This window comes from uncultured Brachybacterium sp. (assembly GCF_947500705.1).
Taxonomy (GTDB): Bacteria; Actinomycetota; Actinomycetes; order Actinomycetales; family Dermabacteraceae; genus Brachybacterium.
Map to the genome: position 1 here is coordinate 488,451 of NZ_CANMSY010000003.1, position 13,978 is coordinate 502,428.

The 13,978-nt window shown below is 72.6% G+C and carries 12 protein-coding genes; 1 reads left to right on the plus strand and 11 read right to left on the minus strand.

Annotated elements, in window-relative coordinates; genetic code table 11:
- Positions 1-58: 58 nt before the first annotated feature.
- The 7 genes from Q0937_RS08320 to Q0937_RS08350 form a co-directional block, all read right to left on the minus strand.
- Positions 59-592 carry a DUF559 domain-containing protein gene (locus tag Q0937_RS08320; protein ID WP_299302190.1) on the minus strand — a complete coding sequence of 178 codons (534 nt, stop codon included), beginning with the start codon at positions 590-592 and terminating at the stop codon, positions 59-61.
- A 502-nt stretch (positions 593-1,094) separates the two neighbouring features.
- Entirely contained in the window at positions 1,095-1,760 is a 666-nt protein-coding gene (locus tag Q0937_RS08325) for a response regulator transcription factor (RefSeq protein ID WP_299302193.1), read from the minus strand.
- Positions 1,757-3,118 carry a sensor histidine kinase gene (locus Q0937_RS08330; protein WP_299302197.1) on the minus strand — a complete coding sequence of 454 codons (1,362 nt, stop codon included), beginning with the start codon at positions 3,116-3,118 and terminating at the stop codon, positions 1,757-1,759. The genes Q0937_RS08325 and Q0937_RS08330 overlap by 4 nt, the downstream gene beginning before the upstream one ends.
- Positions 3,115-4,107: a CPBP family intramembrane glutamic endopeptidase gene (locus tag Q0937_RS08335; RefSeq protein WP_299302200.1), complete on the minus strand. Its 993-nt coding sequence runs from the start codon at positions 4,105-4,107 to the stop codon at positions 3,115-3,117. The genes Q0937_RS08330 and Q0937_RS08335 overlap by 4 nt, the downstream gene beginning before the upstream one ends.
- Before the next feature lie 99 nt (positions 4,108-4,206).
- Positions 4,207-4,377, minus strand: coding sequence for a hypothetical protein (locus Q0937_RS08340; protein WP_299302203.1), 171 nt, complete (start codon positions 4,375-4,377; stop codon positions 4,207-4,209).
- A gap of 60 nt (positions 4,378-4,437) precedes the next feature.
- The gene (locus Q0937_RS08345; protein WP_299302206.1) at positions 4,438-5,928 is read right to left on the minus strand and encodes a gluconokinase; all 1,491 of its coding nucleotides are present in this window, start codon (positions 5,926-5,928) and stop codon (positions 4,438-4,440) included.
- 155 nt (positions 5,929-6,083) lie between these two features.
- The gene (locus Q0937_RS08350) at positions 6,084-7,088 is read right to left on the minus strand and encodes a universal stress protein (protein ID WP_299302208.1); all 1,005 of its coding nucleotides are present in this window, start codon (positions 7,086-7,088) and stop codon (positions 6,084-6,086) included.
- Positions 7,089-7,232: 144 nt separating this feature from the next.
- On the opposite strand from Q0937_RS08350, the gene Q0937_RS08355 reads away from it, so the two are divergent.
- A complete protein-coding gene (locus Q0937_RS08355; protein ID WP_299302211.1) occupies positions 7,233-7,523 on the plus strand; it encodes a DUF1905 domain-containing protein in 291 nt (96 codons plus the stop codon).
- Positions 7,524-7,581: 58 nt separating this feature from the next.
- Here Q0937_RS08355 and Q0937_RS08360 read toward each other — a convergent pair whose 3' ends face one another.
- From Q0937_RS08360 to Q0937_RS08375, 4 genes are all read right to left on the minus strand, one after another.
- Positions 7,582-8,106, minus strand: coding sequence for a hypothetical protein (locus tag Q0937_RS08360; protein ID WP_299302214.1), 525 nt, complete (start codon positions 8,104-8,106; stop codon positions 7,582-7,584).
- Between the two features lie 189 nt (positions 8,107-8,295).
- Positions 8,296-11,865: a S41 family peptidase gene (locus Q0937_RS08365; RefSeq protein WP_299302217.1), complete on the minus strand. Its 3,570-nt coding sequence runs from the start codon at positions 11,863-11,865 to the stop codon at positions 8,296-8,298.
- A gap of 95 nt (positions 11,866-11,960) precedes the next feature.
- On the minus strand, positions 11,961-12,740 hold the full coding sequence (locus Q0937_RS08370; RefSeq protein ID WP_299302220.1) for an S-layer homology domain-containing protein: 780 nt from the start codon (positions 12,738-12,740) through the stop codon (positions 11,961-11,963).
- Positions 12,741-12,883: 143 nt separating this feature from the next.
- The gene (locus Q0937_RS08375; RefSeq protein ID WP_299302223.1) at positions 12,884-13,849 is read right to left on the minus strand and encodes a hypothetical protein; all 966 of its coding nucleotides are present in this window, start codon (positions 13,847-13,849) and stop codon (positions 12,884-12,886) included.
- Positions 13,850-13,978 lie beyond the last annotated feature (129 nt).

Genomic DNA, 13,978 nt, shown 5'->3' on the forward strand with positions numbered 1-13,978 from the left:
GGGACGGGGGACGGGGAGATGAGGCGATGGGGATGGCGGGCGAAGGGGAGGCAGGGGGTTAGGGCCGGCGGAGCTGGGGATTACCCAGGTGATGGAGCCGGCCGAGGAAGGCGCTGGGCGAGGTCAGGTCGTCCTCGGTGGCGCGCACGACCCGCCACCCCAGCTCGTGCAGCACGTCGTCCTTGCGGCGATCCTTCCGGAACCGTGCTCTGTCAGTGCGATGCCAGTCTCCGTCGTACTCGATGGCGATCTTCAGCCAGGGGTAGCACAGGTCGAGGCGGAAGTTCTCGGCGGTCCTCGGCGCACGCACCCACACATTGACCTGGGGCTCTCGGAAACCCTCTCGCAGCAGAAGGAGACGCAGCTCCGTCTCCTTCGGCGAGTCCACCAGCTCTCGTGCCTGGGTGACGGCCTGCCGGACCTTCTTGATCCCGGGGGTCCCAGAGGCGCGATCCACGAGAATCTGCAGCTCGCGCAGGGAGACACGAGGGCGCTCCGCCCGAGGTCCGACGAGCGTGTCGCACACCTGGACCAGCTCGAGCGGTGTGAGCACACCGGCGAGGTCGCTCAGCAGCCTGACCGGGGCGCTCATCGTCAGACCTCGCCAGCGTCGGGTCGGTGCAGGTTCTCTGGCGTGCACCGTGACGCGCGGGCCCAGCCTCCGCCGAAGCGACGGGGGAACGGTGCAATGGAGCGTCTTGAGCACTTCGTAGCGTTGCGCGAACGGGAGCGGCAGTACGAGCAGCTCGGCGGCGGTGACGTGGCTGATGACCGTGCCGGGGCCCGCCTCGCGCTGCAGCACCCTGGCGATCAGGTGGAGGCCGGCCCGCGCCTCGGTCGGAGTGCAGAAGCCAGGGATGACCTCGGTGAACTCCGACGAAGCGAGACGGCGCGGATGGACGCCCTCCGCGAGGAGCGTCTGTCTGCTCAGAAGGCTGTGCGGGTTCGGAGACCATCGGGGCGTCATGGTGCGACCGTAGACACGCGCGACTCGCTGCGACGTGCCGCCGGTGAGACTGTGGACAGACAGGGCATGGGGAGGAACGCAGCCGGCCCCGCCGCTGGCCCGCGGCGGGGACGCGGTTCCCTCCGGGTCAGAAAACCTCAGGAACCTGCACGATCCGGTTCTGGTACGCCCACACCACGGCCTGCAGGCGGGAGCGCACCCCGAGCTTGGGAAGCATCCGAGCCAGGTGGGACTTCACGGTGGAGATCTCCACGACCAGCTCCCGCGCGATCTCCTCATTGGACATGCCCCGGGCGAGCAGGCCCAGGATCTCCAGCTCGCGCGCGGTGAGCAGGCCGTCGGCACCCTGCGCGGTGACCGGCTGCAGGCTGCGTCGCTGCACGAACTCGGCCAGGATCCGCCGGGTGAGCGACTGATCCAGAGTGCCCTGGCCCGAGGCGACCTGGTGCACGGCCGCGATGATCACCTCGGGATCGGCGTCCTTGAGCAGGAAGCCCGCCGCCCCCGCCTCAAGCGCCCCGAACACATAGTCGTCGAGATCGAAGGTGGTCAGGATGAGCACCGGGATCGCCGGCTCGAGCGCGGTCAGCGCCCGGGTGGCCTCGATCCCGTCGAGCCCTGGCATGCGGATGTCGAGGCAGGCGATGTCCGGGCGCAGCGCATGGGCCAGATCCACTGCCTCCTGTCCATCCTTCGCCGCGGCGACCACCTCGAGGTCGGGCTCCGCGCCGAGCAGGCCGGAGAGACCGGCTCTGACCAGCGGCTGGTCATCGGCGAGGAGCACACGGATCATCGAAGGTCCTCCTGCGCTGCGGCGGCGGCTTCGCCTGCAGCGTCGATGGCCCCAGCCCCGGCCCCGGCCCCGGCGCGTACCCCTGCCCCTGCCCGGGCACCGGTGAGGTCGCGGGGGATGCTCAGCTGCACGCGCCAGCCGCCGTCGGCCGTCGGTCCGTGCTCCAGGTGCCCGCCGATCAGGGTCGTGCGCTCGCGCATGCCGATCAGGCCGAAGCCGCCGGAGTCCGTGCGGCGGGGCGCGCGATCGGCGGTGGGACCCTCGTTGCGCACCGTGATCACGAGCTGTTCCCGCGCGGTGTCGTCGACGGTGACCAGGCACTCGGCGCTCGGTGCATGCTCAGCGGCGTTGGTCAGGGACTCCTGGACCATCCGATAGGCGACCAGCTGCGCGAGCGGGCCGAGGCCCTCGCCGGGCTCGCGACCGTCGGCCGGGGCGTGTGGTTCGAGTCGCACCGGCAGGCCGGCCTCGGCGCGGCTCCGGATCAGCGCCGGGATCGTCGCGAGATTCTCGACGGAGCGCTCGGCCCGCTCCCCTCCACGCAGCAGGCCCACCACCCGGCGGATGTCCTCCAGCACCGCGCGGGTCTGGCTGCGGACCTGGCGCACGGAGACATGGGCGGCCTCGGGATCGGTGTCGATCTGACGGTCCGCCGCGGCCGCCACCAGGGCGATCCCCGAGAGGTGATGGGCGGCGATGTCGTGCAGCTCGCGGGCCATCGCGGCGCGCTCCTCGGAGGCTGCGGCGCGGCCCAGCGCCTCGCGTTCACGCTCGAGCGCCTCACGCTCACGGGTCAGGGCGGCGAGCTCCTTGCGCTGGGCCTCGCGCGTCGCATGGAGGGAGGCCAGCGCGAGGGCGATCAAGGCGGGCAGGCCCACGACACCGGTGCCCTGCACGAGGGCCTCGCCGAGCACGCCCGGCCAGGTGCTGATCCCGCTGCGCAGGCCGTTGAGGACGATGCCGAGGCTGACCGCGAGGGCCGTCAGCGCGAGCACCCCGCGCAGCTGGGGCCAGGTGCGGCGGGGCACCGCGAGGAACACGGCGACCACCACGGGGAGATGCGACAGGGTGTAGGCGGCTCCGGGGGCCAGAGCGCCCAGGCCGAGGGTCAGCGCGGTGAGGACCAGCAGGACCGTGCGCGGCGCGGCGCGGGTGCCCAGCAGCGCCCCGGACTGGAGGGTGAGCACCGCGGCGGTGGCCCACCAGAGGCCCGAGCCCAGCGGGGTGAGGGCTGCCATGTCGGTGCCCTCGGCGATGACCAGCGCCGGGATCGCCAGCAGGAGCGCGATCGTGACCACCCAGCAGCCCAGGGCGGCCGCGATCGCGACTGCCCTGGGCGCTCCGTCAGCGGGTGTCATGGGCGAGAGCCTAGTGCGGCCGTGCGGCCATCCCGGACGGCGGGAGCCGGTCCGGGACCGGGGAAGCCGAGCTGCCCGCGCGTGGTCACCAGCAGGGCGATCGCAGCGATCACCGCGGCAACGGTCATGGACAGCAGCGAGGACTCCACATCCAGGGTCGGGAACATCTCGGCGCCGAGCGTGGAGGCGAAGGTGTTCAGGCCCGCATGCATCAGCATCGACAACGGCAGGGACTGGCCGGTGCGGTTGAACACCCAGCTCATGACCACGTTGAAGGCCATGCAGAAGATCACGAACACCACGGGACGGGTCCAGGTCGCCTCCGGCCAGCCTCCCCAGTCGGTGAGGAACAGCGGCAGGTGCCACAGGCCCCACAGCGGTCCGAGCACCAGCGCTGAACGCAGCGGGCCCATCGAGTGCTGCATCCGTGCGAGGGCGAAGTCGCGCCAGCCCGGCTCCTCCGCGAGGCCCGTGGTGACCATCTGCAGCACGAGCACCGGGAGGTAGACGGCGAGCATGGTCATCGAGGGCGCCTGGATCGCGCCACCGGAGAAGAGGAGCCCCGCCACGAGCGCACCGGTCGGCACCGCGAGCAGGGCGATGGCGTACCAGCGCCAGTTCACGTTCCAGCGCAGCAGACGTCCGACCCAGCGCCGCAGGCCCGCGCGGCCGTCGACGATCGTGGTGACCAGCAGGGCGGAGCCGATCGGGCCGAGATACGCGCCGGGCAGCACGCCCAGCAGCTGGCTGCTGCCGAGCAGCGCCGGGAACTCGACGCCCCACAGGCCCAGCCCGTTCAGCGACAGGATGTACGGCAGCCAGGCCAGCCAGCTCAGGCTGTTGGCGAGGAGGAAGAAGGTCAGGAGGGGATGACGGCGGACGGTGCTCAGCAGTCCACCGCGTCCGCTCGCAGAGGCGGTCGGGGCCGGGGGCCGGTCGATGACGGTCACGGGAATGCCTTTCGTCGAGACGATGCCCGGGATGGGCATGCCTCAAAACTAGGCATCGATGCAGGTCGGAGCTAGATCAGGAGGGATGAACGGGGCGGCCTCCTCCGAAAGGTGCAAGCGGCCGACGGAAGGTGGAGATCAGCGCAGGCGCGGCACCCAGCAGCGCACGCGCGCGCTGTGCCGCTCCAGCCAGATCATCGGCAGCACCACCATGAACAGCGTCCAGAACGCCAGCATCTGGAGCAGGGTCGCCACCAGGGGCGCGTTCCCCTCGACCCGGCGTGCCGGGCGGAACGCGAGCGGGCCCACGAGGACAGCCTGCAGCGGGATCCGGCCAGATCGTTCGGATCGGCGACCCGCGTCGGGGTCTCAGGCCAGGTCGGCGAGCTTCTCGAAGCGCTCGAGGCGCTCGCGGTAGTAGTCCTGATGGGCGGCGACGGGCTCCACCCGGGTCAGCACCGGCACCTCGGCGACGGGGATGCCGGGAGCGGCCTGCTCGAGCGCCATCACGGCGGCGCCGCGCATGGTCGAACGGGAGACGGCGACGTGGTCGATCGGGGCGCCGAGGGCGTCGGAGAGCAGGTGCAGCCAGCCGGGGATCGCGCCGGTCATGCCACCGGAGAGCACGATCCGCTCCGGCTCACCGCCGGCCTCGCGCATCTGGTCGGCGATCCGCAGGAACGACAGGGCCACGCCCTCCATCGCTCCGCGCAGCATGTCCTCCCAGGTGGTGGACGCGCCGACGTTCGCGAACATCGCCCGTGAGCTGCCACGCCACTTGGTGCCGCGCTCCCCGGAGAAGAAGGGCACCACCAGCGGGGTGCCGGCGGAGACCGGGGCGGAGAAGAGGGAGGCGGTGTCCGTCTCGGACACCTCGAAGGGCATCGCCAGCTCGTTGCGGCACCAGTCCAGCACCCGCCCGCAGTCGCTCATGGCGGAGCCGATGAGGGTGCGCTGCTGGTCCACGCGGTAGGCCCACAGCCCGCTGGGCAGGGTGGGGATCTCCGTGGAGAGCAGCTGGCGGATCGCGCCCGAGGTGGCGGTCGAGATGCCCCAGGTGCCCTCGCCGAGCGCACCGATGCCGAGGTTCGCGGCCAGGCCGTCGCCGATCACCGGCAGCCACACCGCGTTCTGCAGCTGCGGGAACTCCGCTGCCAGCGGGGTGCCGCCGACGGGGATCGCCTCGGAGGGGTCCAGCGCCGCGCCCATCGCGGAGGCGTCGACGCCGACGGCCTCGAGCAGTTCGGGCACGTAGTCGCCGCTGCGGCGGTCGATCATGCCTGACCAGGCAGCCGAGGCGGTGCCGAGCGCCGGGGTGCCCAGCAGCTTGAACGCCGCGTATTCGCCCAGCGCCATGAAGCGGGTGGCGCGCGCGAAGACGTCCGGCTGGGTCTCGCGCAGCCACGCGAGCCGCGGCCCGGTGTAGGAGGAGTGCAGGCGTGCGCCGGTGCGCTCGTGCAGGCCCTCCACGTCGAGGGTGCCGGCGAGCGCGTCGACCTGGGTGTGGCAGCGGGTGTCCGCGTAGGTGATGCAGGGGGTCAGCGCATTGCCGGCGGCGTCGACCGCGACCAGCGAGGAGGCGAAGGTGTCGAAGCCGATCGCCGTCACCTCGCCGGGCAGCGGCTCGGCGGTGAGCACGGCGGCGAGGGAGGCGCGGATCTCCTCGACGATCTGGTCCGCGTCGATGGTGCTGGTGCCGTCATCCGCGACGGTGAACTCGTGCGCTTCCTTGTGGTTCAGCTTTCCGAGCTCGCGGCCGGAGACGTCGTAGACCGCGGCACGGGTGCCGCCGGAGCCGATGTCGATCCCGACGACGAGCGGTCCCTGGGCGTCTTCGGCCGGGATGTTGAAGCGGGGCATGGGGATCTCCTGCGCTCGTCGGGGCCACCTCCGCTCGCACTGCATCGATGCGGCGACGCGGCGGTCGTCCGGCCAGCATACGAGGGGACCCGCGTGAGACGGCCGGTTCGCCACAGGTTGCCATGGCGAACCGCCCGTCTCTCGCGGGTCCGGGATCAGCGGGAGTGCTTCGGATCCTTCCCGCTGTGCTCCGGTGCCGTGGGCGGCACCACCATCACCGGGCCCTGCGCCCTGGACAGGACCGCTCGGGAGACCGAGCCGAGCAGGCTGGAGACCACGCGTCCATGCCCCCGGGTGCCGAGCACGGTGAGCTGCGCCGTCTTCGTGGCGGCGAGCAGGGACGGTGCCGGATCGGCCACGAGCGCTGTCCCGCTGATCGTGAGGTCCGGATGGGCCGTGCGCAGCGACTCGACGATGACCTCGAGCTCCTTCGCAAGTTCCTGCTGATGCTTCTCCAAGATGTTGGCGTCGGGGAGCCAGGCCATATAGGCCGTGCCCCAGGCGTCGGGGCGCGGCATCACCGCGAGCAGCTCGAGCGGTGCCTTCCGCAGGCGTGCCGCCACCACCGCGTGCTCCAGCGCGGGCTGATTGAGCTGGTACAGATCCACCCCTGCCACGACCGGGGCATCGAGCTGCAGCGGCGCGAAGCGCTCGGCGCCGGTGCCGGAGCCGATCTCGTACTGCTCCGGCACCACCACGGTGGGGCAGTGGGCGTGGGCAGGGAGGGCGGAGGACACCGAGCCCAGCAGCCGACCGAAGAATCCGCCCTGGCCACGGGCACCGACGACCGCGAGCTGCGCCTGCGCGGACAATCCCACCAGAACCCCGGCCGCGTCGCCGTGCTCGGTGCGCAGATCGAGCACGCCCGGATAGCCGCGCAGGTGCTCCTGTGCGATGTCGAGCAGCTGTTGGGCGGCGGCGAGACGGGCGACCTCGGCAGGCACGCTGGGCACCAGGGCGGCATCCGCGTACGCCATCGTGGGGACCGTGTAGGCGGTGACCACCGTGAGGGGGCAGCCCATGCGCTGGGCGGCGCGCGCTGCATAGTGGAGAGCCCGCACGGAGTGGTCCGAGGCGTCGAAGCCGAGGAGCACCCCGAGGGGGTGTGCACCGGGATCAGTGGCGGGTGAGGACTGCGAGGTGACGCCGTCGTTGTGCATCGTGACCTCCTGGGCCGGGGGCTTCAGCGGCCGACGACGGTGCCCCCGTCGATGAGTCCGTCACCGGTGATCTCATCGTAGGCCCGCCACGAGGGCGCAGGGAGGGGCGAAGGTCCGGATCCGCAGGGGGTCTACGCTCTGGGCATGGACCTGTCCTTCACCGCGATCACCGTGGAATGGCGTGGCCCGGCGCCCTTCGTCTTCGCCGCGGTTCCCGACGAAGAGGCCGACGCGATCGCCGCGATCGCACGCTCGGCGACCTACGGCTGGGGCTGCATCCCGGTGTCCGTCCGCATCGGGGGGACCGACTTCACCACCTCGCTGTTCCCTCGCGACGGCGGCTACCTGGTGCCGGTCAAGGCCGCCGTTCAGCGTGCCGAGCAGGTCGGGGTGGGAGACCGCATCGAGGTGGCGCTGCGTCTCGACGTGCGTTGAGTGCAGCGCGCTGAGCCCCCGCCGGCGCGGGTGCTGATGCAGGTTCCCCGTAACGTCCTCAGACCTCGGGCTGGTCCGGCAGGTCGAGCTCCTGCGCGTAGCGGTCCCGCAGCTGCGTCCAGCCGTGTTCGAGGGCGTCGTACCCCACGATCCGTTCCTGGTCCAGGCCCTCCAGGCGGGCATCGAGCACGGCGAGGCACACCTGCCAGCCGGCCAGGTGGGTGGGGGCGTGCTGCGGGGCGGAGAGCTTCATCAGCAGCGTCAGCCGGGCTTCGTCGATCAGCCACTCCAGGACGTCATCGCCCCAGCGGTGGCTCAGCGCGTGATCGCCGGCGGTCGCGAGCACATCGGTGGCGACCGGATCGGACTCGGGGGTCTCCCGCGAGAGCACCGGCCCCACCTCGGTGAGCGGCCGCTCGGGGACGATCGGCGACCAGGTCGCCAGCAGCTCGGGATCGGTGTGGAGCGCCCAGATCTGTGCGCCGGTGCCGGAGAGGTCGACCTCGAGGATCACGGCGTCCTCGGTGAGGTCCACCGCGACGGGGAGGTCGGCGATGCGCTGGTCGATGGCGGATGCGTTCACAGTGGTGCTCCTTCCGGGCGCCGCGGCAGGAGCGGCGGCGCAGACGTCGTCCCGCCATTGTCCACCCGCAGGTCCCGGCCCGCGCCGCCCTGCTGAGCCCGGGTGTACGCGGAGCGGTCGATTCCGAGCCATTTCGGTGCTTGATCTGGCTCGGAACCGACCGATTCCGGACGCTGGCCGGGGGCCGGCTCAGCCCTCCCGGTGGCCGAAGCGCGGTGCGGGCAGCGGGGGCGCGGAGGCGGCGGGCTTCTGCGTGAGCAGCGCGAGCGCCTCGGTGATGCCGCGCTCGAGCTGCGGGTCCTCCCCGCCGACCCAGGCGTTCGGCGGCAGCGGCACCTCGATGTCGGGCTCCACGCCGTAGTTCTCGATCGCCCAGTCCTCGCCCTCGAACCAGCTGGCGTACTTCGGCTGGGTCACCCCGGTGCCGTCGACCAGGTCGAAGCGGCCGTCGATGCCGATCACCCCGCCCCAGGTGCGGGTGCCGATGATCGGCCCGATCTCCAGGGCGCGCGAGACGGCGCCCACGATGTCGCCGTCGGAACCCGCCTCCTGGTTCGTCACCAGCACCACCGCACCGCGCGGCGCGAACGCCGGGTAGGTGCCGGGCCGCTGGTGGCGCGGGTAGCCCCAGGACAGCACCCGGCGGGCGATCCGGTCGGTGACCAGCTGCGAGGTGTGGCCGCCGCTGTTGTAGCGCACGTCCACCACGAGACCCTCCTTGGTGGAGGCCTCGCGCAGGTCACGGTGCATCTGCGCCCAGCCGGAGGAGACCATGTCGGGGATGTGCAGGTAGCCGAGCCGGCCCCCCGAGCGCTCCTCGACCAGCGCCCGCCGGGCCGCGACCCAGGCCTGGTAGCGCAGCGCGGAGTCATCGGCCAGCGGCGTGACCGCCACCCGATGCTCGGCGCCGTCCCGCAGCAGCACCAGCTCGGTGGGCTTGTTCGCCGCACCGACCAGAGCGGCCTCGACCCCCTCGGAGTGCACCGGACGGCCGTCGACGCGGAGCACCGCATCGCCCACCTCGGCGCCCACCCCGGGGGCCAGCAGCGGAGAGCGGGCATCCGGGTCGGAGGAGTCGCCCGGCAGGATCCGGGTGATCACCCAGCGCCCGTCCCGGAGCGCGAAGTCGGCGCCCAGGTAGGCGGGGAGCATCGGCGGATCGGCCTGGTAGACCCCGCCCTGCACATAGGCGTGCGAGGTGCCCAGCTCACCCTGGACCTCCCACATCATGTCCTGGAAGTCGTCCTCGGTGACCAGGCGCTCGATCACCGGGTCGTACCAGGAGGTCATCGCATGCCAGTCCATGCCGTCCATGTCCGCACGCCAGTACTGCTGGGCCATGATCCGGTAGTTGTCCCAGAGCATGCCGCGACGCTCCTTGACCGGATCGACGGTCAGGCGCATCCGCCCGGTGTCGATCACCACCCGGGCGGGGTCCTCGTCCTCGGCCTTGCGGGTGGCGGGGATCTGCACCCAGCTCTCGCCCTGCTTGACGACGAGGGTCTCCCCATCACCCGAGGCGGAGAGATCGGTGACGCCCTCGGCGAGCACGGTGAGCTTGCGGTCGGTGAGGCTCCAGCGCTCGAGCGTCGGCGTCGGGGCGTCGCCCTCGACCCCGGCCCGGGTGCTGCCGAGCACCCCCTGCTGGGGATGGCGCAGCCAGACGAAGCCGTCGCTCACGGCGGTGAGATGGGAGTAGTAGCCGGAGATCACCGGGAACGGGACCAGGCGCGACTCGATGTCGTCGAGCTCGACGCGGGTGCGGGGCGGGCGACCGGCCTCCTCGGCGCCGGCGGCGCTGTGGGACGTGGCCGGCTGGGAGGAGGCTGCGGCCGCTGCGCTCTTGTCGGCGCTGGTGCCTGCGGCGCTGTCGGTCTCGGCACCGTCGCTGCGTGCGGCGTTCTTCCCGCCGGGGCCGGCGGGGCCGTCCTTGGCGTCCTGGTCGGGCCCGGCCGGACCCCAGCCGTCGGGGTGCGGTCCGAAGGGGTCGGGGGTGGTCCGCTCCAGCGGCAGCAGGAATGGCCGTTCGGCGTTGACGAAGCCGAGGTCGAAGACCATGTCGTCGTACACCGTCTCGAAGGTGCGCAGGCTCAGCAGCGCGAGGTGCTTCCCGTCGGCGCTGAAGGCGGGGCAGGCGTCCTGGTACTTCCCGGAGGTCAGCGCCCGGCCCGTCGGCTCCTGATCCTCGGTGTCCGAGAGCATCAGCCGGCTGAGCTCCCAGGAGTTCGGCTCGGCCCACACCAGCCAGCGCCCATCGGGCGACCAGGCCAGATCGCTCACCTCGCCGCCGACGGAGCGGCCGACCTCCCGCACGTGATCCAGGTGCGGGACCTCCACCGCCGTCTCGGCGTCCTGCTCCCAGGCGGAGGCCGACGGATCCTTCGCCGCGGGAGAGGACGCCGCCGGGGAGGACACCTTCGCCGGATCCTCGATCCCGCGCAGCGTCACCAGGCGCACCACATTGTCGTGGGAGGAGATCGCGACCTTCGAGCCGTCCGGGGAGGGGATCGCGTGCAGGATGCGGCCCACCTCGCCGAGGTCGAGCCGGATCTCCGCGCCGCCGCCGTCCAGCCGCGCGAGGGCCAGCACGTCGGAGCCGACGCCGCCGTCCTCCCGATCCGAGAGCGCCTCCGCGTCGGAGACGAACAGGGCGAAGGGGGAGCGGCCCAGCGGGCGCACCTCGCGCAGCCGCAGCCCGCAGGTCCCGGCCAGCAGGCGGGAGGGCCCGCCGCGGTGGGTGAGCGCGTGGGCGCTGCCCCGCCACTCGACCACGCTCGCACGGGCGTCGTGGAGCGGGCGCATGGCCAGCAGGTTCTCGCTCGCGGAGGCGGGCCGCGGCAGTCGGGAGGCGCCGACCCCGGAGGCCAGGATCTCGATCTCCCGAGGCTCGGCGTCCAGGGAGTCCATCGCGAAGAGCCGGCCGCGGGAGCTGAACACGATGGTGGAGCCGTCGGTCGCCGGTTCGCGCAGGTAGCCCTCGGCAGAGCTCAGCGAGGTGTGTGCGCGCAGGTCGGAGCCGTCGAGGGCGACCGACCAGAGGTTCGCGGAGGCGCGGTCGGTGAGGGCCGCACCGGGGCCGGGGGTGTCGGAGGCGAACAGCAGCCGGTCCCCGTACCAGGCGATCCGCAGCTTCGAGGCGAGGATCTCGTCCAGCAGCGGCTCCCAGGACCGGCCTGCATGGTCCGCGGCGCGGGCGTCGGCAGGGCCGTCCAGCGGGACATCCTCGCGGGAGAGCCACAGCTTCACCGCGGTGCCGCCCTGGTAGTGCTTCCAGGAGGCCTGGTCACGGCGCCACGGGGTGGCGACCACGGTGGCGCCGGAGGGGTGGATCGCGACCTCGCCGCTGCGCCCCAGGGGCAGCAGCTCGGTCCCGCCCTCGAGGTCGATCGCCCACAGCTGCGCGTCGCGGGCGATCGGGGCGCCGTAGCTGGTGGTGGCGATGATCCGGCCATCCGGAAGCCAGCCGACGACCTTGGTGCTGGGCCGGCCCCAGTGGGTCAGCCGGCGCGGAGCGGTGTCGCCCTCGACGCCGATCACCCACACCTCGGGCCCACCGGAGGTGCGGGAGGTGTAGGCGATGTGCTCGCCGCTGGGCGAGAAGCGGGGGTAGCCGACCGGCGCACCCTCGTCCGTCAGCCGCCAGGCGCGACCCCCGGCCAGCGGGGCCAGCCACACGTCGTTCGCGGCGGTGAAGGTGACGATGTCGCCTCGGACATCGGGGTGGCGGAGATAAGCGGCATGAGCAGGCGTCGTCGACATGCGTCAACCCTATGTCCGACGCCGGACATCACGTACAGGAATTCCGGCAGGGCAGGGCAGGGGAGGGCCGGGCAGGGGAGGGTCCGAACCTGCGGTCAGCCCAGGGCGCTCGTGATGACGGAGTCCGCCCGGTGCAGGGAGACGGCGAGCTCCGCCCGGGTCACGCCTTCTTCGCCGGCCCAGTCCTGGGGGGCGAGGAAGTCCGGAGCCATCCCGGCGGCGGCGAGCCAGGCCACGTCCGGCAGTGCCGAGCCCGGCTCCTCCGGCAGCGGCAGCGAGACCTCCGCCGAGGCGTCCCAGCTGACCCCCATCCCGGCCAGCGCCGGGCGCATCAGCGCCGCGAGCATCATCGCCGCGCAATCCCGGGTGGCGGGCTCGTCAGGATGCGCCCGCAGCTCCGCATCGCCCCACAGCGCGCCGCGGCCATGGAGCCACAGCACCGCGGAGATCCGCGCCGGATCCTCGCCCAGGTCCGTGAAGAGGGTCGGGACGGTGCCGAGATCCACCGCCGGAGAGCCGGCGAGGCGATGCAGGGCGACCGCGACGTCCCCCCGCGTGACCTCGGTGTCGGGGGCGTACTCGGTCGGGGACAGGGACGGCTGCACCCCGGTCCGGTGCGCCCAGTGGATCGCCTCGGCCCCGGGGGCACCGGCGGCGACGTCCTCGAACACGGGCTCCTCGTCGGTTCCGGTGCCGGGAACGCTCTGCGCGGGCCCGGCAGACAGCGCCTCCGAGTCCTCACGGCGCAGCAGCGTCCCTGCGGTCACAGGCACCACGACGGCCGCCGCCGCGCCGGCCAGCAGCACGAGGCGGCGCCCGGCCCGACGGTTCGGGCGCGGATCCGCAGCCTCCGGGCCGACGGGGATAATGAGCACCGGGGTGCTCGCCCCCGGCGGCGGGACGGGTTGCGTCGGGACGGGTTGCGTCGGGACAGGCTGCGACGGCACGGGTTGCGCAGGTGCCAGTGGCGGGGCCGCTCCGGGACGCCCGGCCTGCAGGCGCGGCGGAGACGGTCGTCTCAGAGCCATCTCAGCTCCCGCATCCGTCGGATGATCGCCCAGCTCACAGCCAGGTTCCCCCAGCCGTTGAGGTGGATCCCGTCCGGAGCGCACAGGTCCGACGTCACGATCTGCTGCTCGAGCGCGCCCTGGGTGGTGGCCTGTTCGCGCAGGCGCAACGGGGCCAGCGGCGGGCAGCTGAGCCCTTCCTCGGAGGTGAGCAGGCCCCCGAGGTCCAGGAAGTGTGCGCCATAGCGGCGCTGCTGCTCCGCGTTGACCTGGGCGACCGCGTCCGCGGTCGCGGAGCCGACCGGATCGAAGGAGGTCGGCCACTGCCCGAGCACCAGCGTGTCCTGCTCGGGGTCCGTCGCGGCATCCCACATCCGCTGGGTGTCCTCGAGCACGTCCGTCACATTCAGAATGTTGTTCTTGCCCATCCACAGCACCTGCCGGGATCCCTCCGCGACCGCGGCGAGGGCGGAGCGGAAGACGCCGCGACCGGTGGTGCTGCCGGGCTGATCGGGCAGGAAGATCCAGCTGCCACCGGTGCCGTCGAGCAGTCCGGGCACCCCGTCCACGTCACCGGGGATCGTGAGCGGGCCCACCGGACCCAGCCCGGAGTCGAGCGCGACGATGACTGCGCCGGTGCCCCTGGCAGGCTCGCCGAGAGGGCGCAGCTGCGGAGTGTCCAGGCCCCGCATCAGCAGGGTGTGGGCGGAGCGGGTGGCACCCACACCGTAGGCGTGCACCACCGCAGGGGTCGCCGCGAGGGCGAGATGCTCATGGATGCGCACCGCCAGCGGAGTGTCGGCGCTCCCGCCCTCCGAGCTCATCGAGGAGGAGCCCCACAGGGTCAGCGGCCGGGCATCCAGCTCGGGGGCGAGCAGACGCCGTGAGGCCTCCGTGCCGGTGACGGCCGAGGTGGCTTCTGCGGGGACGGGTGCGGCAGGTGCGGCCAGGACGGCGGCGAACTGCGGCGAGGGCATCGTGGTCCTTCACGGTGGTGCTGAACGAGCGCACCGTCCGGCGCCCACGGCTCCCTACCCTACGGGAACCTGGGTGCGCCGAACAGGGGCGGGGGAGGTGATCTGCAGTGGTCTGCGGGGCGACCCGCG